This window comes from Micromonospora globosa (assembly GCF_000717585.1).
Lineage (GTDB): Bacteria > Actinomycetota > Actinomycetes > Mycobacteriales > Micromonosporaceae > Micromonospora > Micromonospora aurantiaca.
Genome location: NZ_JNZR01000025.1, coordinates 70,732 through 93,334, shown reverse-complemented (window position 1 = coordinate 93,334; position 22,603 = coordinate 70,732). Strand labels below are relative to the sequence as shown.

Below are 22,603 nucleotides of genomic sequence, written 5' to 3'. Positions count from 1 at the left end.
GGCGGGGGCGGGGATGAGGGGCGCCGGGGCGGGCGGGGTGCCGCCCGCCCCGGGTCGGGGACCGGTCAGCGCCGCCACTTCTGGTTGGCGCCGCCGGTGCAGTCCCAGATCTGCAGCCGGGTGCCGTCGGCCGAGCTCGGACCCGTCGCGTCCAGGCACTTGTTCGCCTGGGGGTTCACGATGTCCCCGGCCGCGCTGAACACCCACTTCTGCGCGCCGGTGCCGTTGCAGTCGTAGAGCTGCACCTTGGCGCCGCTCGCGGTCGATCCGGCGGCCACGTCGAGGCACTTGCCGAGTGCGCGGACCGAGCCGTCGGCGTTCCAGGTCCAGCGCTGGGCGGCGGTGCCGTTGCACGTCCAGAGCTGCACCGGGGTGCCGTTGGCGGTGCTGGCGCTCGCCACGTCCACGCACTTGTTGCCGTACCCGACGATCTGGCCGCCGGTGCCCCCGCCGCCGTTGTCCCAGGCCTGGACGCGGACGTAGTCGACGGTCATGGTCTGCGGGAACGTGGTGCTGCCGTCCGGCGAGCCGGGCCAGTTGCCGCCGACCGCCACGTTCATGATCATGAAGAACGGGTGGTCGAAGACCCAGCGGTTGCCGCCGATGTCGGCGGGCGTCTTGCGGGAGTACGCGACGCCGTCGAGGTACCAGGTGATCGAGTCCGGCGCCCAGTCCACTGTGAACGTGTGGAAGGCGTCGGCGAGCGCCTGGCCGCCTGGCAGCGAGGTGGACGCGCCGACGCCGCCGCCGCCGGAGTAGCCGGGGCCGTGCAGCGTGCCCCAGACGGTCGAGGGGGCGTAGCCGACGTTCTCCATGATGTCGATCTCGCCGCTGCCGGGCCACGGGTTCGTGCCGATGTCGTTGCCGAGCATCCAGAACGCCGGCCACAGCCCTTGTCCACGCGGGACCTTGATGCGTGCCTCGAACCGCCCGTACGCCTGGGCGAACGTGCCGTTGGTGAGCAGCCGGGCCGAGGTGTACTGGCAGCTTCCGTACCAGCAGGAGTAGCCGCCCGGGTTCTCCTTGCGGGCGGTGATGACCAGGTTGCCGTTGCCGTCGAGCGCGGCGTTGCGGGTGCTGTTCGTGTAGTACTGGAGCTCGTTATTGCCCCAGCCGCCGCCACCGATGTCGTAGCGCCACTTGCTCGCGTCGGGGGCGGCCCCGGCCGGGCCGTTGAAGTCGTCGGACCAGGTGACCGCGCCGGGGGCGGCGGCCGCCGGGGTGCTGGGGACGGCGGTGAGGGCGGCGGTGAGGCCGACCGCTGTCACCGCCAGGGCGGCGAGGGTACGGATGGTGCGCACGGGGCGCCTCCTGCGGGGGTGGTGGCCGTTACCGTCACGGCGGCCGGCCCCGCCCAACGGTTAACAAACCATACAAATAGACTTCGATGAAGGTATGAATGAAGTCGGTCGATGTCAAGAGAGCGCTTCCCGCTGGCGCTCCGACGTCGGCTCGGGCTCCCGCTGCCGTACCACAGTGGATCGGCGCATGTCCCGCCACGGGCCGCCCAGCAGCGGCGTCAGCACCACCAGCAGGTAGCAGGCGCCCATCACGACGAGCGTGGACGTGGGGCCGAACCGGTCCGCGGCGAATCCCGCGCCGACCGCGCCGGCCGGCATGGCCGCCCACGCGCCGGCGCCGATCACGCCGTACACCCGGGCGCGCATGGCCGGCGGCACCCGCTCCAACTGGACCGCGCCCATCAGCGGGTTGAGCGCGCCGGCGGCCAGCCCGGCCATCGCCACCACGGCGGCCACCACCGGCAGCGGCGGCGCGGCGGCGAGCGCCCACAGTGGTGGGGCGCCGCACAGCACGTACGCGGTGACGAACGTGGCCCGGCGGGGCAGCCGGTGCCCGATCGCGCTGAACACCAGCGAGCCGACCAGCGCGCCGCCGCCCATGACGCCCACCAGCAGGCCGAACGCGGCCGGCCCGCCGAGTTCCCGTTCGGCGACCACCGGCAGCAGCACGTTGCTCTTCGCCGCGTCGAACAGGTTCGTCACCAGCACCAGCAGGACCATGGCGCGCAGCAGCGGCTCGCGGACCAGGAAGCGCAGCCCGGCGGCGAACTGCCGCCAGTAGCCGCCGGTCTCCGGCTCGCTCCCGTCGTCGGACGGCCGCAGGCCGCGCGGCACCAGCAGCGTCACCACGAGGGCCGACACGGCGAACGTCACCGCGTCCAGCGCCAGCACCGGCACCGCCCCGAACACACCGACCAGCAGGCCGGCCACGGGTGCGCCGATCATCCGGGCGCCGCGCGAGGTCGCGTCCTCCCACCCGGCCGCCCGCTCGATCGGCACCCCTGCCGCCGCCGCGGCCTCCGGCAGCAACGCGGTGCGCGCGGTCTGCCCCGGCGTGTCGAGCAGGCCGCTGACGAAGACCAGGGCCAGCAGCGCCGGGAACGGCAGGCCGACTGTGGCGTGCAACAGGGGTACGGCGGCGATCGTCACGCCGGAGACCACGTCGGCGAGCACGCTGGAGCGCCGGTAGCCGATCCGGTCGACGAGCACGCCGCCGAACGCGCCGCCGAGCACCACGGGCGCGGTGGCGAACGCCCCGGCCAGCCCGGTGGCGGCCGGTGAGCCGGTCTCGGCCAGCACGTAGAGCGGCAGCGCGATGAGCGTGAGCACGTTGCCGGTCAGCGAGACGGCGTGCCCGATCAGCAGTCCGGCCAGGGGCCGGCGGTCGCGGGTCACTGCGGCCCCCGATACGCCTGCCAGATCAGCGTGACCATCTCGGCGCCGGGCCGGCCGGGTGCGCCGCGCTCCTGCCAGCGCCGGCCCAGCGCGGACAACTCGTCGCGCAGCTCGACCAGTTCGTCAGGTGTCAGGCGCAGCACCATGTCGCTGCTGGTGGTGCCGCGGACCCACGCGGGGTCGAGGCTCGCCTCCGACTCCAGGTACGCCTGGTAGCGGTCCACATAGCGCTGCATGGCGGCCTGGCGCAGCATGTTGCCGGCGAGCCGGCGCTCCGGGTCGTCCAGCAGTTCGAGCGGATCCCAGTCGGTGGTGGCGTGCGCGGCCCGCCACCACCGCTCGCGCCGGTCCCGGGCCAGCTCGGGCGCCTCGGCCACGAAGCCGTGCTCGGCCAGCTTGCCGACGTGGTAGCTGACCGACCCGACCGCCTCGCCGGTCCGTTCGCTCAGCATGCCGACCGTCTGCGGGCCGCGCAGGCGCAGCTCGCCGAGCAGCCGCAGCCGGGTGGGGTGGGCCAGCGCCCGCATGGCTCGCGGGTCGCTCACCCGCCGGTTGCCGGTTCCGTCAGTCATGCCGCCAGGCTAGACCGACAAGGAATGATGTACAAGGAGTCTTGTATTCATCGCGCTGCTTCCGGTGTATGGCGGTACAGGTCGCGCAGCAGGCACACCTCGGACAGGTGGTGGATCACCTCCCGGTTGATGTGCAGCACGAGCGTGGCCATCGGAACGTCGGCGAACGGCCCCTCAGCCGGGCCGCAGGGGCGGGCCAGGCCGTCCTCGCCGAGCGCCTCGACCCCTGCCGTCCAGGCGGCGTACTCCTCATCGAGCTGGGCAAGCGCGCCGGCCGCGGTCGGGGAGTAGGGGAACGAGGCGTAGTCGGTGGGCGCGCGGCCGAAGTGCGACGCGTTGCGCATGGCCAGCACGCCCACGATGACGTGGGCGAGCCGCCAGGCGATGGTGGTGAACGGCGGCGGGTCCGGCTGCGGCATCGCGAAGTCGATCGCCGGAATGCCGTCGTCGCCGCGCGGGCGCACGCTCCAGCAGCCGGGGACCGGCTCCCAGAGGTATTCGGCGTCGGTGAGCCCGGCGAGGCGGTCGCGCAACTGGTAGGTCCAGTGCCAGGTGAGCTGCTCGCGGAGCAGCGGGTTCCAGGTCAGATCGGTCATGCGCCTCAGCGTGCCACCGCCCTGGGACAGAAAACGGCCCGCTCAGCCCCGCCGCGCCGCCGTCCGGCCCTTGAGCCGGCGGCCCATCTCCCGGGCGATCTCGCGTTTGGCGTCCCGCTCGGCCAGCGCCTGGCGCTTGTCGTACGACCGGCGGCCCCGGGCCAGGCCCAACTCCACCTTGGCCCAGCCGTCGGCGAAGTACATCGACAGCGGCACCAGCGTGATGCCGCCGTCGCGCAGCTTCTCCAGGATCCGGGCGATCTCCACCCGGTGCAGCAGCAGCTTGCGGGTGCGCCGGGGCGCGTGGTTGGTCCAGGTGCCGAAGCCGTACTCGGCGATGTGCAGGCCGTACAGCATGATCTCGCCGTCGCGCTCCTGGGCGAACGCGTCGACCAGCGACACCCGCCCCTCGCGCAGCGACTTGACCTCGGTGCCGGCCAGCACGATGCCCGCCTCGTACGTCTTGAGGATGTCGTAGTCGTGCCGCGCCTTCTTGTTCGAGGCGATCAGCTTGCGCCCGTTCTCCCTGGCCACGCGAGCAGAGTACCCGCCGGGGGCGGCTGCGGGCCGGTCGCCGGGCGCGCGGCCACCCAGCCGGTGGTGATGAGCAGCAGCGCGGCGCAGTAGGTGGTCATCACCAGCAGGCCCCGCCCGGGCAGGTCCACACCGGCCGCGCCCACGCCGATGAGCAGGTCGGAGACGAGGAAGAGCGCCCCGCCCGCGGCGACCCGCGCGGACACCCCGGTCGCGGCGGCGGCCATCAGGCACAGCGCCAGGCTGTAGCCGAGCACCGGCAGCCGCAGCGGCCCGAGCATGCCCCAGAGCAGCGCGTTCGCGCCGGCCCAGGCGAGCAGGTAACCGGCCCACGCCACGCCCCGGGCGCGCCGGTACCGGACGAAGGCGGTGATGAACGCGATCTGGGTGACCAGGAAGAAGCCCATGCCGGCCAGGAACGCGGTGTCTCCCGGCAGGAGCAGGGCGACGTCGCCCGCGGTGGCGGCGACCAGGCCGACCGCCACCGCGTCGACGCGGTGGCGGTGCGCCCAGAGGTACGCCAGCAGCACCGGCGCGAGCAGCGGCTTGGCCAGCCACTGGAGCGCGGTCGAGTCGAGCGCGACCCCGACCAGTTCGACGGCCGCGACCAGCCCGAACAGGGGCAGCAGCCAGGAGCGCCTCATCGGGCCGGCTGCCAGCCGGGACGGCCGAACAGGTAACCGAGGCGGTGTCGCCAGGAGTCGGCCCCGCGTACGTCGGACCAGATCGCGGCGAACTCGTGGGTGGCCACCCGCAGCGGGTTGTAGGTGCCGATGTTCTTGGTGAGCCCGTAGCGCGCGGTGGCCCGCTCCGGCTCGAAGCTGCCGAACAGCCGGTCCCAGACGATCAGGATGCCGCCGTAGTTGCGGTCCAGGTACTCGGTGTTCGAGCCGTGGTGCACCCGGTGGTGCGACGGCGTGTTGAAGATCCACTCGATCGGCCGGGGCAGCACGTTGATCCGCTCGGTGTGCAGGAAGAACTGGTACAGCAGGCTGACCGACTGCTGGAGGAAGATCATCCACGGCGGGATGCCGAGCAGCGCCAGCGGCAGCCAGAACGGCAGCGAGGTCATCGGCGTCCAGCTCTGCCGCAACGCGGTGGAGAAGTTGTAGTAGACGCTGGAGTGGTGCACGACGTGGCTGGCCCAGAGCACGCGTACCTCGTGGTGCGAGCGGTGGAACCAGTAGTAGGCCAGGTCGTCGGCGAAGAACAGGATCACCCAGGTCCACCAGTCGCCGGGCGACAGGTGCACCGGCGCCACGGTCCACAGCGCCGCGAACAGGCCGACTGTGAGCAGCTTCCACGGGAAGCCGATGATCTGGCTGCCCAGCCCCATCGACAGGCTGGTGGTGGTGTCGCGCAGCTCGTAGCCGCGTTCGTCGTCGTCGGGCAGGAAGCGGTAGGAGACCGCCTCGATGACGATCAGGAGCAGGAACGCCGGGACGGCGTACAGCACGGCGGGGATCATGCGCGCGCTTTCCTTCCGGGTGTGGGGGTGGTGGGGGTGGTGACCGGCGCGGTCAGCAGCGCCCGGGCGTGCCGGGCCGCCGCCGCGCCCTGACCGGAGGCGACCGACGCGGCGAGACGGCGGTGCCCGGCCACGTCCAGCAGTTCGGCCGCGCGGGCGTCCGGGGGGACGTCGCCGACCGCGAACGTGCCGGCCACCAGGCTGTTGAACGCGAGCTGGTAGGCGGTGTTACCGCTGCCGCGCACGACCAGCCGCCAGATGGCGATGTTCGCCTCGTTCATCAGGTCCAGGTCGGGGGCCAGGTCGCCGTACTCCTCGGCGGCCCGGACCAGGGCGGCGACGACCGCCGCGTCCGCGCGCTCGGCGCAGAGCCGGGCCGCGTCGATCCCGACGCAGGCCCGCATCTCCAGCATGTCGCGCACCAGCGTCTCGACCGGGAGTACGTCAGTGGAGCGGGCCAGGGACAGCGCCAGGTCCAGCCCGGCGTGGACCCGCCAGTCCAGTACCCGGGTCGCGCCGCCCTGGCTGACCCGGACCAGGCCGAGCTGTTGCAGGCGGCGCAGCGCCTCCCGGACCGCGTGCCGGTTGACCTCGAACGCGCCGGCCAGCTCCCGCTCGCCGGGCAGCGTCTCGTCCGGTGCGTACCGGCCGGACACGATCGCGTCGCGCAGCCGCCCGAAGACGTGGTCGGAGACCGAGACACGAGGCGCGGGATCGAAGGTCATGCGCAGAAGTGTGGCCCCGAACACATCAACCCGTCAACTGGTTGTACCAGTGGATTTCGGGGGCGGCCGGTGCGTGCCGCAGCCGTCACCCCTCGTATCCTTTCCGCCGTAGGCCCGCCAGAGGAGAGGGAGTCGGTGTGAGCAACCGCGTCGAGACGTTGGAGTTCCAGGCCGAGGCTCGTCAGCTGTTGCAGCTGATGGTGCACTCGATCTACTCGAACAAGGACGTCTTCCTGCGCGAACTGATCTCGAACGCGTCCGACGCGCTGGACAAGCTGCGGCTGGAGTCGCTCGTCGACAAGGAACTGTCGGCGGACACCTCCGACCTGCACATCGAGATCGAGGTCGACAAGGACGCCCGTACGCTCACCGTGCGGGACAACGGCATCGGCATGAACCGCGACGAGGTGGTCGGCCTGATCGGCACGATCGCGAAGTCCGGCACCGCCGAGCTGCTGCGCAAGCTGCGCGAGTCCGCCGACGCCGCCGCGTCCCAGGAGCTGATCGGCCAGTTCGGCGTCGGCTTCTACGCCACGTTCATGGTCGCCGACAGGGTGACGCTGCTGACCCGCCGCGCCGGGCAGTCCGGCGGCACCCGCTGGGAGTCCGCGGGCGAGGGCACCTACTCGATCGAGGAGGTCGAGGACGCGCCCCAGGGCACCTCGGTCACGCTGCACCTCAAGCCGGTCGACACCGACGACAACCTGCACGACTACACCGCCGAGTGGACGATCCGCGAGATCGTCAAGCGCTACTCCGACTTCATCTCGTGGCCGATCCGGATGACTGTCGACAAGCCCGGCGAGGACGGCGCCACCACCCGCGAGGAGCAGACGCTCAACTCGATGAAGGCGCTCTGGGCGCGCTCGCGGGACGAGGTCGACGAGGCCGAGTACAAGGAGTTCTACCGGCACGTCGCGCACGACTGGGCCGACCCGCTCGAGACGATCCACATGCGCGGCGAGGGCACCTTCGAGTACGAGGCGCTGCTGTTCCTGCCGTCGCACGCCCCGCTCGACCTGTTCTCCCCGCAGGGCCGCCGGGGTGTGCAGCTCTACGTCAAGCGCGTGTTCATCATGGACGACTGCGACGCGCTGATGCCCAACTACCTGCGCTTCGTCAAGGGCGTGGTGGACGCGCACGACCTGTCGCTGAACATCTCCCGGGAGATCCTCCAGCAGGACCGGCAGATCCGCGCGGTGCGCCGGCGGCTGGTCAAGAAGGTGCTCGCCACGCTCAAGGACATGTCCGCCGAGTCGTACCGCACGTTCTGGACCGAGTTCGGCGCGGTGGTCAAGGAGGGTCTGCTGGAGGACCCGGACAACACCGAGACGCTGCTGGAACTGGTTCGCACCGCCAGCACCCACGACCCGGCCGAGCCGACCACGCTGCGCGACTACGTGGAGCGGATGAAGGACGGCCAGACCGAGATCTACTACGCCACCGGCGAGAACCGGGCCACCATCGAGAACTCGCCGCACCTGGAGGCGTTCCGCGCCAAGGGCTACGAGGTGCTGATCCTCACCGACCCGGTGGACGAGGTGTGGGTCGAGCGCGTCGGCGCGTACGACGGGAAGACGCTGCGCTCGGTCGCCAAGGGGCAGGTGGACCTGGAGACCGAGGAGGAGAAGGAGAAGGCCGAGGCGGAGCGCCAGGAGTACGCCGACCTGCTCACGTTCCTCGGCGGCGCGCTCGCCGACAGCGTGAAGGAGGTGCGCCTGTCCACCCGGCTGACCACCTCACCGGCCTGCGTGGTGGGCGACGCGCACGACATGACGCCGACGCTGGAGAAGATGTACCGGGCGATGGGCCAGGAGGTGCCCCGGGTCAAGCGGATCCTGGAGCTGAACCCGGCCCACCCGCTGGTCACCGGGCTGCGCAAGGCGCACGGGGAGGGCGGCGACACGGCCGCGCTGACCGAGACCGCCGAGCTGCTGTACGGCATGGCGCTGCTGGCCGAGGGCGGCGAGCTGGCCGACCCGGCCCGGTTCACCCGGATCCTCGCCGACCGTCTCGCCCGCGGCCTGTAGCCCCACCCCGACCCGGTTCGCCCGACCCGCCCCGGCGGGCCGGCGTGATCGACTCCATGCCGCCGAAGTGGCGGTATCGGCATGCCACCGATACCGCCACCTCGCCGAGCCGGTGTCGACCCCGCTCGGAAGTCGATGGTCGGGCGGGTGTCGGGTCAGTTGCGTGATCCACTCCAGCTCGCCGAAGTGGTGGTATCGGACGGGCTCTGACCCCGCCATTTCGCCGAACTGGTGTTGATCACGGTGGGTCTCCCAGACTGGGGACGAGCGATCCCATCTGGAGGGATGCCCGGGACGCTAGGGGCTTCCGCCCGCGTCGGCAGGGCTGCCCGGGTGCACAGGTGTGGGTCGGTGTGGATGGGGCGGAGCGCCGCGCGGCGGGCACCGGCTGAATGTCAGGCTCTTGTCGACGGCTGTTGATCGACTGTGCCCGGGCGATAGTCGTGGGAGCTTGGGTGTCCCAGGGTGGGGGAGGCTGGTGCCAGATGGAGGGACCTCAGGCGGTTGTCGTGGCAGCCGGTTGGTCGGCAACGGCTCGCCGAGATGACGCCGCCGCCTCGGCGAGGCGGGTCGGCTCAGGGGAGCGCGGGGTAGAGCGCGGCTACACCGCCGGACAGTCCGGCCTGGACCCGGCGCGCCACGTCGTCGGCGAGGATCTCGTAGCTGTCGGACTCGATGCCGTCGGCGGCGAGCCGGGCGACGTCGGCCGGGTGGGCCTTCGGGCCGGGTACGGCGGCGGCCATCTCGGTGTCCATGTAGCCCACGTGCAGGCCCGCGACGCGGACGCCCCGGCCGGCCAGCTCCAGGCGCAGGGCGTTCGTCATCGACCACTCGGCGGCCTTCGCCGCGCCGTACGCGCCGACGCCGGGGAACGTGAACCAGGACAGCGCCGACAGCACGTTCAGGATCGTGCCGCCGCCGTTGGCCACGATCTGCGGCGCGAACGCCCGTACCACCGACAGCGTGCCGAGGTAGTGCGTCTCCATCTCCAGCCGGATCTGCGCGAGGTCGCCGTCGAGCAGGTCGGTGCCGGTGCTCACGCCGGCGCTGTTGACCAGCAGCGTCACGTCCCCGGCCCGCTGCGCGGCGGCGGCCACCGACTCGGGGTCGGTGATGTCGAGGCGTACCGGGGTGACTCCGGGCAGGTCCACGGTGTCCGGGTTGCGGGCGCCGGCCCAGACGGTGGCGCCGCGTGCGACGAGTTCGGCGGCCAGGTGCCGGCCGAAGCCGCGGTTGGCGCCGGTGACCAGGGCGGTGCTTCCAGCGATCTTCATGTCTCGCTCCGAGGTGTGGAGAAGGGAGGGGTCAGGCGGACAGCAGGCCCGGACCGGGCAGGACGGCCAGCTCGCCGGGGGGTACGTCGTGCCCCGCGCCGCAGCGCAGCCGGGCGTGCACCGCGGCGCCGCACTCCTCGTGGGCCACCCGCACCGCCGGGCCCGCCTCGTCGGCGGCGTACGTGTCGCCCCACTGCCGCAGCGCGACGAGCACCGGGATCAGGTCGCTTCCCTTCGCAGTGAGCACGTACTCGTCGCGGGTGCGCTGCCCGGGCTCCCGGTAGGGACGCCGGTCGAGCAGCCCGTCGGCGACGAGCTGCTTGAGGCGTGCGGCGGCCACCGGCTCGCTGACGCCGACCCGCCGGGCGAAGTCGTCGAAGCGGCGGGTGCCGAACGACGCCTCCCGCAGCAGGAGCAGCGTGGTGCGGTTGCCGACCACCTCCAGCGCCCGGGCGATCGAGCAGTTGGCGGTGGACCAGGAGTCACGCTGCGCAAGGAGGTCCGTCATGGCGTCGACGGTACCCCCTGACTTAGGGAATCAGAAGTCAGCTACCTCACAGCTGGCCGGGGAAGAACCCGTGCCGGGCCAGCGGCTCGACGATCTGGTGCTCCTCGTACGACAGGTGCGACAGCAGCGTGTCGGTGAGCAGGTCCACCGCCTCCTGGAGCTGCGTGAAGTCGCCGGGCCGCCGGACCAGCTCCACGAGCGCCCGGTCGACGCTCTCCACCACCCCGTGGATCACCACGTGCTCCTCCTCGAGGCGGTCCAGCACCGCGGCCAGCCCGGCCTCTGAGCGGCGCAGGTGCGGGAAGACCGAGGCGTCCTCCAGCCCGTGGTGCTGGGTGACCATCGTGCAGTAGGCCGCGCAGTACGCCCCGAGCGTCCAGTTGTTCTGCCGCATGGTCATCTCGTTGAGCGCCGCCCGCGCCCGGCCCGGCGAGACCGAGCCCTGCTTGACCTGTTCCAGCAGGTCGCGCACCTGGGCCAGTTCCTGGCGCAGATGGTCGTGCACGTCCACCAGGTGCTGCCCGGCGGCCTGTCCCCGGGCCGGGTAGACCTGTCCGGCCGGCGGCGGCGGGGCGCTCGGGCGGGTGGACTCGTCCCACGGGCGGCGTGCGCTCAGGCGTACCCCCGGGTCGGGGGTGGGGGTGACGCCGAGCGTGCTCGGGCCGCCGGCGGTGGTCGGCTCGTCGGCGGCCTCCCGGGCGCCGCCGGCGGGCGTGGCGCGCTCGGCGGCGACCAGCTCCCGGACCGCGGGCGCCACCTCCTGGCCGAAGATCTGGATCGCGCGCGGCTCGTCGCTGCCGAGGATGAACGTGGTGATGCCGTGCTCCAGGGTGAGCCCGGCCAGCTCCTCCACCCACTGCTCCGGCGGCCCGGCCAGAAAGCCGGCCGACGAGCGGGCGAACGTGCCGGTCACGTTGAGCATGCGGCGGATCGCGCCCGGGTCGCGCCCGGCGGCCCGGGCGCCCTCGTCCACGAGCGCGTTCAGGGCGGGCAGCTCGTCGGGGCCCTTCGGCAGGTACGACAGGGACGGCAGCCAGCCGTCCGCGGCGCGGCCGACCAGGCGCAGCATGCGCGGCTTGTACGCGCCGACCCAGATGCCGACCGGATGCGCGGGCGCCGGGCCGCGCTTGGCGCCGACCACCCGGTAGTGCTCGCCGTCGACACGGATCATGCCGCGGCTGCCGGTGTCCCAGACCTCGCGGATCACCCGGATCGCCTCGTCGAGGGCGTCGACGGCGGCGCCGGGGGACAGGCGCCGCCCGCCCGCCGCCTCGATCGCGTCCCAGAACGCGCCCGCGCCGAGTCCCAGCTCGACCCGGCCGCCGGTGAGCAGGTCCAGGCTGGCGACGCTGCGGGCCAGCACCACCGGCTGGCGCAACGGCAGGTTGAGGACGTTTCCGGCCAGGCGGATGCGTTCGGTCGCCGCGGCCACGTAGGACATCAGCGTCCAGGTGTCCAGGAAGCCCGGCTGGTAGGGATGGTCCTGGAACGTGACCAGGTCCAGCCCGACCTGCTCGCACAGCCGGGCCAGCGCCACGACCTGGTCGGGCTGCCCGGCGGCGGGGGTGATGAAGCCGCCGAAGGTCAGCTCGTGTCCGTGATCGGTCATCCGTCAAGCCCTCCCGTGATCTTGCCTGGCCCTGCCACCGTAGCGCCGCCGCCGGTAGCCCGGCCGGGTGAAGAGCGTCACAAGAAGTGGACGATCGTCGCAAATCGCTCCTAGCGTCGGTTTCGTTCGCAGACGCGGACACCACGGGCCGGAAACGCCAAATCCCGCCGCCGTCCCCGGTAACCGGACCTCGCGCGGGAGCGGGGGAACCACACGTTCCACGGTGCATCGTCACCTCGGGGTGAAGCCGCCACCGGCGGCCGGGCTCCTCGGCCCGAACCCGACAGCTCACCTCGTCGGCGTGGAGGAATCCACATGGCAACTGAATACTCAGCCCGAAGCCGCCGTACCGCCCTCGGAGCGGTCCTGGCCGGCGCCGCCGTCGGCGCCGCGACCCTGTTCGGCCCGGCCGCTCCGGCCAGCGCAGGCGTCAACTGGGACGCGGTCGCGCGCTGCGAGTCGGGCGGCAACTGGAAGATCAACACCGGTAACGGCTACTACGGCGGGCTCCAGTTCTCCCGCGCCACCTGGAACGGCTACGGCGGCAAGAAGTACGCCGCCCGCGCCGACCTGGCCAGCCGGTCCGAGCAGATCGCCGTCGCGGAGAAGGTGCGGCGCGGCCAGGGCATCGGCGCGTGGCCGGTCTGCGGCAAGAAGGGCGGCTCGGCGAGCGCGGCGACCCGGTCCGAGCGGGCCACCACAAAGGCGGCCCCGAAGCGGGCCGCCACGCGCGAGGCCGCGCCGGAGCGGGCGGCCACCCGCAGGGCCGCGCCCGAGCGCGCCACGACGACGGTGGCGCCGCAGCCGTCGTCCGGCGCCGGGACGTACCTGGTCCGGCGTGGGGACACGCTGTCGGAGATCGCCGTGACGCAGCGCGTCGACGGCGGCTGGCGCGCCCTGCACGAGCGCAACCGCGCAGTGGTCGGCGACGACCCCGGCCTGATCTTCCCCGGTCAGCGGCTGCGGCTGCGCTGACAGCGGTCCGAGAACGCCCGGCCGGGGCGACCCGGTCGGGCGTTCGCCCCGTCCGCGACACGCCGCGTCGACGGTGTCCGGCCTGCTCCCGGCGTCCGGGAGACGGTCCGCAACGGTGGTGACCGCGATTCGTCGGAGCCGGTTGCTAGGGTCACGATGCTCGGCTAAGACGTGAAGAAAGCGCGGATATGACCAACGACCCGTTCTCGGCGGCCGCGAGCATCGACGAGCTGCTGACCCGCACGCAGCAGGCGCTCACCGCGATGCGCTCCCGGGCCTCGGCGCACGCCGACGGCGAGCCCGGCGACCTGCTGCGCGCCGAGGGCACGGCCGCCGGCGGCCGGGTCCGCGCGGTCGCCGTCCAGGGTGGCCGGCTGGATTCCGTGACGATCGACCCGGAACTGGCCGGCGAGCCCCTCGACGTCCTCTGCGGACACTTCGTCACCGCCGCCAACGCCGCGCTGTCCGAGCTGGACGCCCGGGTCAGCGCGTCGGCGCGGGCCGACGCCGACGCGCTCGCCGCCCGGCTCGGCAGCATGGGCGACCAGGCCGAGCTGTTCGGCCGCGCGATGCACGAGGCGGCCGCGCGGATCCACCGCGACCGCGGCACCGCGTCCCAGGGCGCGCGCCGGGCCTGACACGGCGAAACGGCCGCCCGACACGGCGGGACGCCGGTCCGGACACGGCGAGGCGGCCGGCCGCCGGGAGGACGACGACCGGCCGCGCACGCCACGGTCAGCTCAGGGTGACCGCGGTGTCGTCGACGACGAAGGACGTCTGCAACGAGCTGTCCTCCACGCCGCTGAACGAGATGGTCGCCGTGGTGCCTGCGAGCGACGAGATGTCGAAGGACCGCTGCACGTAGCCGGTGGCCTTGTTCAGGTTGGAGTACGTGGCCAGCGTGGTGCTGCCCGCCTTGACGGTGAGCTTGTCGTACGCGGTGCTGGTGGTCGACTCCGCGCTGTCGATGTGCAGCCAGAAGCTCAACGTCGCCCGGCAGCCGGCCGGGATCGTCACCGACTGGCTGAGCGTGTCGGTGTGCGACGAGCCGTACCCGTCCAGCCACGCCTTGTACGAGCCGCCGTGCGCGGCCTGGCCGCTGGCGGTGGTGATGACGCCGGACGAGGCGCTCCAGCTCACGTTGCCGGACTCGAAGCCCGGGTTGGCGAGCTTGTTGCCGGAGCAGCCGCCCGACGGCGGGGTGGTCGTGGTGCTCGGGGTGGGCGTCGGGGTGCCGCCGGCGCAGGTCGGGTCACCGGACTGGGCCGGCACGCTCACCGCGTCCCAGGCCGCCTTGACCGTGTTGAACTCCGCGCAGCTGCCCGGGTAGAGGTTCTTCGCCGCCTGCAGCGTCCAGGTGCGGTACTTCAGGTACGACGAGGACGAGGTCTTCAGCAGCATGCCGTTGTACATGATCTTCATGGCCTTCTGGATGCCCAGGCCGGTCACGCTGCTGCCGTTGCAGGTCGAGCTGGACGGCTGCCCGTTGGTCGGGCTGCTGCCGTTGGCGAGCAGGTAGAACCAGTGGTTGCCCGGGCCGGCCGCGGCGTGCACCTCGGTCGACGGGATGCTGCTGGAGTAGCAGTTCGGGTCGCCGAGCGCCGACGGGTTGTACATGTTGCGGATCGGGCCGGAGCCGACCAGGTTGATCTTCTCGCCGACCAGGAAGTCGGGCGCGTCGTAGCTGGACGGCTCGTTGGCGAACCACTCGGTGGCCGCGCCGAACGTGTCAGCCACGAACTCCTGCGTGCCGCCGCCGGAGATGCCGCCGGGGGTGTTGTCGTCGATGCCGTGGCCGATCTCGTGCGCCACCACGTCCAGCGAGCTGATCCACTGACCGGCGGTGTTCTTGCCGATCTGCACCTGGCTGCCGTCGTAGTAGGCGTTCTGGTCGTTGAGGCCCACCCGGATCGGCCAGTAGCCGCCGTTGCCGTTGGCGCCGTTGCGGCCCAGCCACTGGGCGAGCATCTTGTGCTCGGTCTGCGCGGAGAACAACGCGTCCACGCAGCCGGTCTCCTTGTTGGTGGCGGTGCCGTTGCCCCAGACGTCGTCGGAGCCGCTGAACGTGGTGTTGTTCGCCGCGTCCTGGCAGCTCAGGTTCGTGACGGTCGGGTCCTTCATGGTGTACGTCGAGCCCGACTGGGTGGTGTTGAGCGTCAGCGGGCTGGGCCCGTTCCAGGCGCCGGTGCCGGTGCCGCGCACCACGTGCTCCTGCTTGCGCAGGACCGCGCCGGTGCGGGCGTCGACGTCGACGGTGAGCCGGCTGGGGCCGTCCGCGCCGGTGCCGCGTACCGTGGTCTCCCAGGCCAGCGCCGGTGCGGCGCCGAGCGTGTAGACCACGAGCGTGGTGCCCTCGACCGCGTTCACGGTCGTGAGCTGGGCGCGCGCCGTCTTCGCGGCGGCGTCCCGGGTCAGCGCGGGCGTGGTGGCCAGCGCGCCGATGGGCCGCTGCTGGGCGACCGAGGCGTACTTCAGGTTGCCGGCCGCGTCCGTGGCGAGCACGAAGTCGCCGCCGACCACCGGCAGGCCCTTGTAGGTGCGCTCGTAGGGCACGTACTGGGTGCCCTCGGAGGAGATGACCGGCTTCTGGACGAACGCGTCGTCGGAGCCGGCCTGCAGGTAGGCGGGACGGTTCGCGACCAGGGCACGGGCCGAGTCGGCGGCGGTCGCGCGGGCCTGGGCCGGGTCCGGGGCGGCGGGCCCGGGTGGCGCGGCCTGCACGGCCGCGGCGGTGCCGGCAGCGAGGATGCCGGCCGCGGCCGCGCCGGTGAGCGCGGCGAAGCGAGGTGAGAGTTTCACGGGGGTTTGCTCCTGTTCTACAGGCGCGCCGCACGGAGCCCGGTGGGGACGGGCGGCGCGGTGGTGCGAGGCAGGGTGACGGCCGGTCACCGGAGCTGCCGGCGTGGCTCCGGGTCGACAGATCGACCGTCGCGAGTCGCCGGGGGTCGGCGGCTCGCTGGTGCACAATCACACGCCGCCCGAGCCCGGAGCAATGGGTGACCTGGGCAACGGCTGACAGTCGGGCGTGTCGCCGCGCGCGTCGATTCAGGCAACCATGATCTTCAATAGGCCCTGATCAGGGCGAATATCGCCGACTGTGGATGGGCGGGCGTGCAAATTGCGGACGTTGCCGCTGTGTGCGAATGGCGCGCATAGACGCGAGGCCGCCGTGCGCGCGGCCGGGCGGCGGCCGATCCGCCGCCCGGACGGGTCAGCGCGGGCCGCGGGTACGCGTCGGCGACACGGTGGGCAGCGGTGGAAGCGACGGCGTCAGCGTCGGCCGTGACGTCGGCCGACCGGTCGGGCCCGGGCTCGGGCTCGACGAGGAAGGGCTCGGACTCGGCGACTCCGAGGGCGTCGGCGCGGCGGTGGTCGGCGGCGGTGGCGCCGACCGGGTCGGCTCCGGGGTCTCGCCGGGGAACGCCGGCTCACCGAAGCGGTACTTGCCCGGGTCGAGCTTCATGGCCGCGGTGGCCCGGGTCATGAACTGCCGCCAGATCGGCGCGGCGCCGGTCGAGCCGTACACCTCGTAGCTGCCGCCCTTCGTCCGCAGCGGCTTGCCGTCGGTGGTGCCCAGCCAGACGGCCGAGGCGAGCGCGCCGGTCCAGCCGACCATCCAGGTGTGCACGTTCTGCGTGGTGCTCTGCCCCGCCTGCCACGTGCCGGTCTTGCCGGCGGAGTCCCAGCCGTTGCCCAGCTCGGCGGCCCGCACCCGGCGCAGCGTCCAGTCGAGCTGGTCGATCGCCTCCCGGTCCAGGCCCAGGTCCGTCGTCCGCAGCTGCTCGGTCCACACCTCCTCGTCGTCCTTGGTCACCGACCGGACGAAGTGCGCGTCGGCACGCTTGCCGCCGGCCGCGAACGTCGCCATCCCGTTCGCGTGGTCCTGCACGGTGATGCCGTACTGCCCGATCCCGACCTCGGTGGAGAACCGCTTCGCCACCTCGTCGGCCGGGTCGCTGCGCAGGTCGACGCGCTGCGGCCGGGGATTGCCCCGCACCGTCTCCCACATCGACTCCACGCCGGCCTGCCGCGCGGTCTCGATCACCTTGGCGGTGCCCAGCTTCTCGGTCAGCTCGAAGTAGGTCACGTTCAGCGACGCGACAGTGGCCTCCCAGAGCGCGCAGTCCGGCTGGCAGGGCGCGCGCTCCGCGTTGCGGATCGGCCCGGCCGCGCTGCCCTTCGTCCGCCCCGAGGCGGGGAACTCCTTGGTGTCCGGCGAGTCGAACCGCTGCTTCACCGAGATCCCGTCGCGTACGGCGGCGGCCAGGTCGTACACCTTGAACGACGACCCCGGCGGATGCTGGCCGAAGCCGCGGGTCTCGCCGTTCTCGTCGTAGTACCAGCCGGCGTAGTCCGCGCCCGAGCCCTTGTCGCCGCCGTAGTAGCCGAGCACCCGGCCGGTGCCCGGCTCCACCGCCACCAGCGCGGCCTGCCAGTTGCGCGGCTGGCCGCGTACCGCCTGCGGCGCGGTGTCGCGGCGGATGTCAGCCGCCGCCTCGGCCGCGTCCTGCACGCGCTTGTCGATGGTGGTGACGATCCGGTAGCCGCCGTCGCGGATCACCTCGTCGGGCTTGCCGCGGAACGGGTCGGTCTCGCGCAGCTCGGCGAGCACGTGGTTGACCACCAGGCCGGTCGGCCGGTCCAGGTCGGAGCGGCCCGCGTCCTTGTCGATCGGCCGGACCGTGTCCGGGTACGCGAGATCCGCCGCCTGCTGCGGCGTCAGGTAACCGAGCTTGACCATGCCGTCGCGGATGTAGTTCCACCTGTCGATCGAGTTCTGGCGGGCCAGCGCGTTGCGGCGCGGGTCGTAGCCGGGCGAGCCCTCGGGGTCGGCCGGGTCCGCCTCCGGCTGCTTCACCATCGCGCAGAGCACCATCGCCTCGGCCGGCGTGAGCTGCCGCGCGGCGGGTGCGTCCCGGCGCACCGTCTTGCCGAAGTACGTCTGCGCGGCCGCCTCGATGCCGTACGCGCCCCGGCCGAACGGCACGGTGTTCAGGTAGAAACCGAGGATCTCCTCCTTGGAGTACGCGTCGTCGAGCTTCCACGCGATCACCGCCTCGCGCAGCTTGCGGGAGTAGGTGACCCCGCGCAGGTCCGCGGCGATGCGCGCGTACTGCTGGGTGAGGGTGGACGCGCCCTGCCGCTGCCCGCCGCTCACGTTGGCCCAGGCCGCCCGCAGCACACCCTTGAAGTCGATGCCCTGGTTCGTCCAGAACGTACGGTCCTCGGCCGCCACGATCGCCTGCTTCGCCGAGTCGTTCATCTGGTCGTACGGCACGATGGTGCGGTTCTGCGCGCCCAGCTTCGCCATCGGCGTGCGCCCGTCTGCGTAGTAGACGGTGGTGGACTCGGGCAGCTTCAGGTCGCTGGGCGTCGGCACGCTGTCGAAGTAGTAGCCGCCGGCGACCAGCCCGCAGCCGGCCAGCAGCGTGCAGACCGCGAGGACGACCAGCAGACGCCGCCGCTTGCGCCTGGGGCGCACCTGGGTCGCGCCGCCCGGTTCCGGGGTGGATCCGCTGTTCCGCACGCGTTACCTCCGACTGCTCGGCTGAGTCGTGCCCGGCTCGCAGGCTAACCGAGCTGCGCCGACGGCACCGGCCGAAGAAGCCGGACGGTGTGGCGCCGGTCCGGGCCGGGGCGGCGGTCGTCCACCCCGGCCCGGGGCTCAGCCGGTCAGCGTGCCGCCCAGCCGACGGCCCGGTCGTCGCGTTCCCGGCGGGCGGCCCGGCGGGTCCGCCACCTGTCGTTGCCGCCCGCGTGGAACGGCGCCGACCGCCACAACGACCGCACCGGCGTGCCGTCCGGGGCGGCGAACGTCTCCCGTTCGGCGTAGCCGAGCCGCCGCAGCAGCTCCTCCTCCTGCTCACCGGCGCACGGGTGCGCGTACGTGGGCAGGCTCAACGTGTCCATCCGGCGCTGCGCCGCGGACAGCGCCTGCGTCGCGCCGCCCCGGGGCGCGGCCAGCAGCGCCAGATGGTTGTGCGGCTCGGCAGGACGGCGTGCCGCCAGTTCCTCACCGAGGCGGCGGAACCGGTCCTCGTCCGCCCCGGCGGCGCCGGCGAGCCGGTCGGCGTACCGGTGGGGGACGGGGATCGGGCGGTAGCGGTGGAACCACACGGTGGCGGCGCTGCCGTCGGGCAGCAGGAACGCGTCGCCGAACAGCAACGCGTGTTCGGTCCAGATCCGCGCCACGGCGGCGAGGACCGGCAGGCGGCGGGACTTGTCGGGGACGAGCCAGGCGGCCAGCGCGGTGGGCGCGAGGGCCTCGGCGACGAGATCGGCGATCCGGCCGATGTCGCACCATCGGGCGCGGACGACGGGCAGGGCTGTGCTCATGAACGAACTCCTGTTTTCCAGGCGTGGTCGGGTCGGTTGCGGGCGCCGGACGACTGTCGACGGCGCCGCCGCGGCATGCGGCAGTCGGGCGGGACACGCCCGTGCTCCGGATCGGAGGTGGTGCCTGTGGAGTCCGCTCAGGCAGGTCTGGTGCCGGGGCGCGACGTGCGCGACGGCGGCAGCGGGTCGGCCGACGGTCGCGCGTACCCGTGGGTCAGCGTCGGCAGTCGCCAGCGGTTCGCGTCCGCGTCGGCGGCCTCGCTGTGCACCGCGCCGCCGCCGTGGGTGACGCCGTCGAGCGGCAGCGGCAGGGCGGGTGTGGTCGTGACGTGCGCGGCCGGACCGACGGTCGCCGGTGCCCGGCTGCGTACGGGCTCGACCCACCGCGTGCCGACGACGGTGAGGCTGCGCGCCGCCGGGGCGGCGAGGACCGGCCCGCCGATGCGGGGCGGCGTGTCGTGCGTACGCTCGGGAGCCGGTGCCGGCGTCGCGGCCGGGTCGGCCGGGACGATCGGGGCGCCGGGAGCGGCCGGGCCGGGCACGGGCTCGCCGGGCGCCGGGGGCGAGCCGGGTTCCGGCGCGGCCGGCGGGTCGATCAGATCGGTCACCGGGCTGAGCGGATCGAGCACCGGATCCAGCGGGTCGAGTACCGGTTCCAGGCCCCGCCAGACCGGGCCGAGGATCGGGCGCAACGGCTCCACGACCGGGGCCAGCACGTCCGCCACCGGGTCGAGCACGCCTGCCCTCAGCGGGTCGGTGACCGGGCGCAGGCCCTCCGCGACCGGCGCGAGCACGTGGTCGCTTACCGGGTCGGTGACCGGGCGCAGGCCGTCGGTGACGGGCGTGAGCACGTGGTCGTGTACCGGCGTCACCACCGCGTCGACCACCCGGCCGGTGACCGGCGCCGCGGGGGCCGGCTGGGCCTTCGGCCGGCCCGTGCCGGGCAACGGCGTTCCGGACGCGGGCGTGCCGGGCTTCGGCGCGGTCGCGTCAGGTGCGGGCACCGGCGCGGCGGAGTCGGACGCGGGCGCGGGTGCGGCGGGGCCGGGTGCGGCGGGGTCGGGAGCAGGCGCGGGCGCGGCGGGCGTCGCCGGCTGCGCCGCGGCGTCACCGGATCCGGTGGAGGGCGCGGCGCCCGTTCCGGACGTGGGCAGGCCGAGCACCGTTCCGAGCGTGTGGGTGAGCACCCCGACGGTGGCGGTGAGCGGGCCGGACGGCTCGCGGTCGGCGGCGTGGGCGGCCGAGCCGGATGCGACCTCGTGGGCGCCCCAGACGACCGCCACGGCACCGAGCAGCAGGCCGAGGCGCAGCGTGCAGCGCGCCATCCACCCGGTCCGTTCCGACATCCCGCACCCTTCGGATCCACGCCCGGCGGCACCGATCGACGCCCCGCACTGTACCCAACGTGGCGGCCCGGGCACAGTACGCCGTCGATCCGTGTCGGGCGCGTCGCGCCGGGCGCAGGCGTGGGATCCGCGGCGTCCGGGTACCAGCCGGCCATGGACACGCGCACGGCCGAACGCCCGGACACCGACCCCGCCCCCGCCGCGCCCCCGGCCGGTGTGGTCGCTGTCGTCGCCCACCGGAAGAAGACGTTCGGGGGTGGGCTCGACGAGCTGCGCTCGCGGCTCGTCGCCGCCGGGGTCGGGCGGCTGCTCTGGTACGAGGTGCCGAAGAGCCGCAAGGCGCCCAAGCGGGTGCGCGCGGCCCTGGACGAGGGTGCCGAGCTGGTGCTGGTGTGGGGCGGCGACGGCATGGTGCAGCGGTGCGCCGACGCGCTCGCGGGCAGCGGCGTGCCGATGGGCATCCTGCCCGCCGGCACGGCCAACCTGTTCGCGGTGAACCTGGGCATCCCGGTCGACCTGCCGGAGGCGGTGCGCATCGCGCTGCACGGCCGCCGGCGCGAGCTGGACCTGGGCCGGATCAACGGCGAGCACTTCGCGGTGATGGCCGGCGCCGGGTTCGACGGCGACCTGATCCGTGACGCCGACCGGCAGCTCAAGGGCCGGTTCGGCCGGATCGCGTACGTCTGGACCGGGCTGCGGCACGTGCGCGGCGAGTGCGTACGGACCCGGATCCGGGTCGACGGCGCCGACTGGTTCGACGACGAGGCGAGCTGCGTGCTGTTCGGCAACGTCGGCACCATCACCGGTGGCATCCCGGCCTTCGACGACGCCCGCCCGGACGACGGGGCGCTGGAGGTCGGCGTGTCCACCGCCAGCGGCGCGGTGGACTGGGCGCGCACACTGGGCCGGATGGCCGCCGGGCGTTCCGAGGAGTCGCCGTTCGTGCGGATCACCCGGGGTCGCAAGATCAAGGTCCGGTTCGACGCGCCGAAGACGTACGAGCTGGACGGCGGCGCCCGGGGCAAGGCGAAACGGCTCAAGGTGAAGGTGGTGCCGGGCGCGCTGACCGTGTGCTGTCCCGACCCGGCGGACTGACCGCGCCCGGGCCGGGGCAGGATGCCGGAATGCGCGACGACATCCGCGACTACCTGGCCGAAGTGGTCCGCCGCTCCCGGGACGTGCTCGGTGAGGACCTGGTCGGCGCGTACGCCGCCGGGTCGGTCGGGCTGGGCGCGTACCAGCCGGGCCGCAGCGACGTGGACGTGGCGCTGGTGGCCGCCGGGCCGATGCCGGAGCCGGACAAGCGCCTGCTCGTGAACCGGCTGCGGCACGAGTCGCTGCCATGCCCGGCGCGCGGCCTGGAACTGGTCGTCTACCGCCGCGACGTGGCCGCCTCCGGCACCCCGGAGCCGGGCTTCGAGGTCGAGCTGAACACCGGCGCCACCATGCCGTTCCGCGCCACCTACGACCCGGCCGACCGGCCCGCCGCCGACGGGCGGTTCTGGTACGCGCTGGACCGCAGCATCCTGCGCCAGTCCGGCCGGACGCTACTCGGCCCGCCCGCCGCCGACGTGTTCGCCGACCCGTCCCTGGAGGCGCTGCGGGCGCTGCTTGCGGACGCGCTGCGCTGGTGGCTGGCGCTGCCCACGCCACCCGGCGACGAACCGGCCCCCGGCGCGGAGGACGCGGTGCTCGGCGCCTGCCGGGCGCTGGTGCGCATCCGCGACGGCGTCTGGCTGGGCAAGGTCGACGCCGGGCTGCGGGTGGCCGCCGACGACCCGGACGCCGCGCTGATCCGCGCCTCGATCGCGGCCCGCCGGGGCGGCACGCCGCCGTCCGGCCCGGCTGCCCGCGCGTTCCAGCGGCGGGTGCTGGACCGGATCACCGCGCGGTGACCCCCGCCGTGCGTGACTACTGTGAGCCGGGGGAGGTGC

20 protein-coding genes and 1 riboswitch are annotated in these 22,603 nt (G+C 73.4%); of the genes, 5 read left to right on the top strand and 15 right to left on the bottom strand.

Annotated features, from left to right (window positions below; translation table 11 throughout):
• Positions 1-65: 65 nt before the first annotated feature.
• From IF06_RS0122025 to IF06_RS0121990, 8 genes are all read right to left on the bottom strand, one after another.
• Positions 66-1,301 (bottom strand): glycoside hydrolase family 16 protein, encoded by a 1,236-nt coding sequence (locus IF06_RS0122025; protein ID WP_013286517.1) that lies wholly within the window; start codon positions 1,299-1,301, stop codon positions 66-68.
• Between the two features lie 114 nt (positions 1,302-1,415).
• The gene (locus tag IF06_RS0122020; protein ID WP_013476650.1) at positions 1,416-2,696 is read right to left on the bottom strand and encodes an MFS transporter; all 1,281 of its coding nucleotides are present in this window, start codon (positions 2,694-2,696) and stop codon (positions 1,416-1,418) included.
• Complete coding sequence (locus IF06_RS0122015) at positions 2,693-3,268, bottom strand: helix-turn-helix domain-containing protein (protein WP_013286515.1); 576 nt, start codon at positions 3,266-3,268, stop codon at positions 2,693-2,695. The genes IF06_RS0122020 and IF06_RS0122015 overlap by 4 nt, the downstream gene beginning before the upstream one ends.
• Before the next feature lie 47 nt (positions 3,269-3,315).
• On the bottom strand, positions 3,316-3,864 hold the full coding sequence (locus IF06_RS0122010; protein WP_013286514.1) for a DinB family protein: 549 nt from the start codon (positions 3,862-3,864) through the stop codon (positions 3,316-3,318).
• Positions 3,865-3,906: 42 nt separating this feature from the next.
• Complete coding sequence (gene smpB, locus IF06_RS0122005; RefSeq protein ID WP_013286513.1) at positions 3,907-4,398, bottom strand: SsrA-binding protein SmpB; 492 nt, start codon at positions 4,396-4,398, stop codon at positions 3,907-3,909.
• Positions 4,371-5,042, bottom strand: a complete 672-nt coding sequence (locus IF06_RS0122000) for a lysoplasmalogenase (protein ID WP_030273256.1) — start codon at positions 5,040-5,042, stop codon at positions 4,371-4,373. Before IF06_RS0122000 ends, smpB begins: the two co-directional genes overlap by 28 nt.
• Positions 5,039-5,866, bottom strand: coding sequence for a sterol desaturase family protein (locus IF06_RS0121995; protein WP_030273254.1), 828 nt, complete (start codon positions 5,864-5,866; stop codon positions 5,039-5,041). The genes IF06_RS0122000 and IF06_RS0121995 overlap by 4 nt, the downstream gene beginning before the upstream one ends.
• Entirely contained in the window at positions 5,863-6,591 is a 729-nt protein-coding gene (locus IF06_RS0121990) for a FadR/GntR family transcriptional regulator (protein WP_013286510.1), read from the bottom strand. The genes IF06_RS0121995 and IF06_RS0121990 overlap by 4 nt, the downstream gene beginning before the upstream one ends.
• Positions 6,592-6,728: 137 nt before the next feature.
• Between IF06_RS0121990 and htpG the strand changes: the two genes are divergently transcribed.
• Complete coding sequence (gene htpG, locus IF06_RS0121985) at positions 6,729-8,621, top strand: molecular chaperone HtpG (RefSeq protein WP_030273252.1); 1,893 nt, start codon at positions 6,729-6,731, stop codon at positions 8,619-8,621.
• A gap of 575 nt (positions 8,622-9,196) precedes the next feature.
• Here htpG and IF06_RS0121980 read toward each other — a convergent pair.
• From IF06_RS0121980 to IF06_RS0121970, 3 genes are read right to left on the bottom strand one after another with little or no spacing between them, the layout of a single operon-like run.
• Positions 9,197-9,895: an SDR family oxidoreductase gene (locus IF06_RS0121980; RefSeq protein ID WP_030273250.1), complete on the bottom strand. Its 699-nt coding sequence runs from the start codon at positions 9,893-9,895 to the stop codon at positions 9,197-9,199.
• 31 nt (positions 9,896-9,926) lie between these two features.
• Entirely contained in the window at positions 9,927-10,403 is a 477-nt protein-coding gene (locus IF06_RS0121975; RefSeq protein WP_013286507.1) for a winged helix-turn-helix transcriptional regulator, read from the bottom strand.
• A 46-nt stretch (positions 10,404-10,449) separates the two neighbouring features.
• Positions 10,450-12,012, bottom strand: a complete 1,563-nt coding sequence (locus IF06_RS0121970; RefSeq protein ID WP_030273248.1) for an LLM class flavin-dependent oxidoreductase — start codon at positions 12,010-12,012, stop codon at positions 10,450-10,452.
• 145 nt (positions 12,013-12,157) lie between these two features.
• A riboswitch (cyclic di-AMP (ydaO/yuaA leader) is annotated at positions 12,158-12,329 on the top strand.
• On the opposite strand from IF06_RS0121970, the gene IF06_RS0121965 reads away from it, so the two are divergent.
• A complete protein-coding gene (locus tag IF06_RS0121965; protein WP_030273245.1) occupies positions 12,328-12,987 on the top strand; it encodes a transglycosylase family protein in 660 nt (219 codons plus the stop codon). It overlaps the preceding riboswitch by 2 nt.
• Positions 12,988-13,175: 188 nt before the next feature.
• On the top strand, positions 13,176-13,625 hold the full coding sequence (locus IF06_RS0121960; RefSeq protein WP_030273244.1) for a YbaB/EbfC family nucleoid-associated protein: 450 nt from the start codon (positions 13,176-13,178) through the stop codon (positions 13,623-13,625).
• 97 nt (positions 13,626-13,722) lie between these two features.
• Here the strand turns inward: IF06_RS0121960 and IF06_RS0121955 are convergent, their stop codons facing one another.
• The 4 genes from IF06_RS0121955 to IF06_RS32275 form a co-directional block, all read right to left on the bottom strand.
• The gene (locus IF06_RS0121955) at positions 13,723-15,786 is read right to left on the bottom strand and encodes a M4 family metallopeptidase (protein WP_030273242.1); all 2,064 of its coding nucleotides are present in this window, start codon (positions 15,784-15,786) and stop codon (positions 13,723-13,725) included.
• Between the two features lie 412 nt (positions 15,787-16,198).
• Entirely contained in the window at positions 16,199-18,514 is a 2,316-nt protein-coding gene (locus IF06_RS0121950) for a transglycosylase domain-containing protein (RefSeq protein WP_030273240.1), read from the bottom strand.
• Between the two features lie 146 nt (positions 18,515-18,660).
• Positions 18,661-19,323, bottom strand: a complete 663-nt coding sequence (locus tag IF06_RS0121945; protein ID WP_013476660.1) for a hypothetical protein — start codon at positions 19,321-19,323, stop codon at positions 18,661-18,663.
• 137 nt (positions 19,324-19,460) lie between these two features.
• Positions 19,461-20,669 carry a hypothetical protein gene (locus IF06_RS32275; protein ID WP_232236746.1) on the bottom strand — a complete coding sequence of 403 codons (1,209 nt, stop codon included), beginning with the start codon at positions 20,667-20,669 and terminating at the stop codon, positions 19,461-19,463.
• A gap of 153 nt (positions 20,670-20,822) precedes the next feature.
• On the opposite strand from IF06_RS32275, the gene IF06_RS0121935 reads away from it, so the two are divergent.
• A complete protein-coding gene (locus tag IF06_RS0121935; RefSeq protein ID WP_030273238.1) occupies positions 20,823-21,764 on the top strand; it encodes a diacylglycerol/lipid kinase family protein in 942 nt (313 codons plus the stop codon).
• Positions 21,765-21,793: 29 nt separating this feature from the next.
• A complete protein-coding gene (locus IF06_RS0121930) occupies positions 21,794-22,564 on the top strand; it encodes a hypothetical protein (protein WP_030273236.1) in 771 nt (256 codons plus the stop codon).
• Positions 22,565-22,603 lie beyond the last annotated feature (39 nt).

Excerpts from the sequence above, each read along its gene's own strand:
- IF06_RS0122015 (WP_013286515.1), bottom strand. The coding sequence starts at position 3,268 with ATGACTGACGGAACCGGCAACCGGCGGGTGAGCGACCCGCGAGCCATG.
- IF06_RS0121990 (WP_013286510.1), bottom strand. The coding sequence starts at position 6,591 with ATGACCTTCGATCCCGCGCCTCGTGTCTCGGTCTCCGACCACGTCTTC.
- IF06_RS0121975 (WP_013286507.1), bottom strand. The coding sequence starts at position 10,403 with ATGACGGACCTCCTTGCGCAGCGTGACTCCTGGTCCACCGCCAACTGC.
- IF06_RS0121960 (WP_030273244.1), top strand. The coding sequence starts at position 13,176 with ATGACCAACGACCCGTTCTCGGCGGCCGCGAGCATCGACGAGCTGCTG.
- IF06_RS0122010 (WP_013286514.1), bottom strand. The coding sequence starts at position 3,864 with ATGACCGATCTGACCTGGAACCCGCTGCTCCGCGAGCAGCTCACCTGG.
- IF06_RS0121970 (WP_030273248.1), bottom strand. The coding sequence starts at position 12,012 with ATGACCGATCACGGACACGAGCTGACCTTCGGCGGCTTCATCACCCCC.
- IF06_RS0121995 (WP_030273254.1), bottom strand. The coding sequence starts at position 5,866 with ATGATCCCCGCCGTGCTGTACGCCGTCCCGGCGTTCCTGCTCCTGATC.
- IF06_RS0121935 (WP_030273238.1), top strand. The coding sequence starts at position 20,823 with ATGGACACGCGCACGGCCGAACGCCCGGACACCGACCCCGCCCCCGCC.
- IF06_RS0121930 (WP_030273236.1), top strand. The coding sequence starts at position 21,794 with ATGCGCGACGACATCCGCGACTACCTGGCCGAAGTGGTCCGCCGCTCC.
- IF06_RS0121965 (WP_030273245.1), top strand. The coding sequence starts at position 12,328 with ATGGCAACTGAATACTCAGCCCGAAGCCGCCGTACCGCCCTCGGAGCG.
- IF06_RS0122000 (WP_030273256.1), bottom strand. The coding sequence starts at position 5,042 with ATGAGGCGCTCCTGGCTGCTGCCCCTGTTCGGGCTGGTCGCGGCCGTC.
- IF06_RS32275 (WP_232236746.1), bottom strand. The coding sequence starts at position 20,669 with ATGTCGGAACGGACCGGGTGGATGGCGCGCTGCACGCTGCGCCTCGGC.
- IF06_RS0121945 (WP_013476660.1), bottom strand. The coding sequence starts at position 19,323 with ATGAGCACAGCCCTGCCCGTCGTCCGCGCCCGATGGTGCGACATCGGC.
- IF06_RS0121980 (WP_030273250.1), bottom strand. The coding sequence starts at position 9,895 with ATGAAGATCGCTGGAAGCACCGCCCTGGTCACCGGCGCCAACCGCGGC.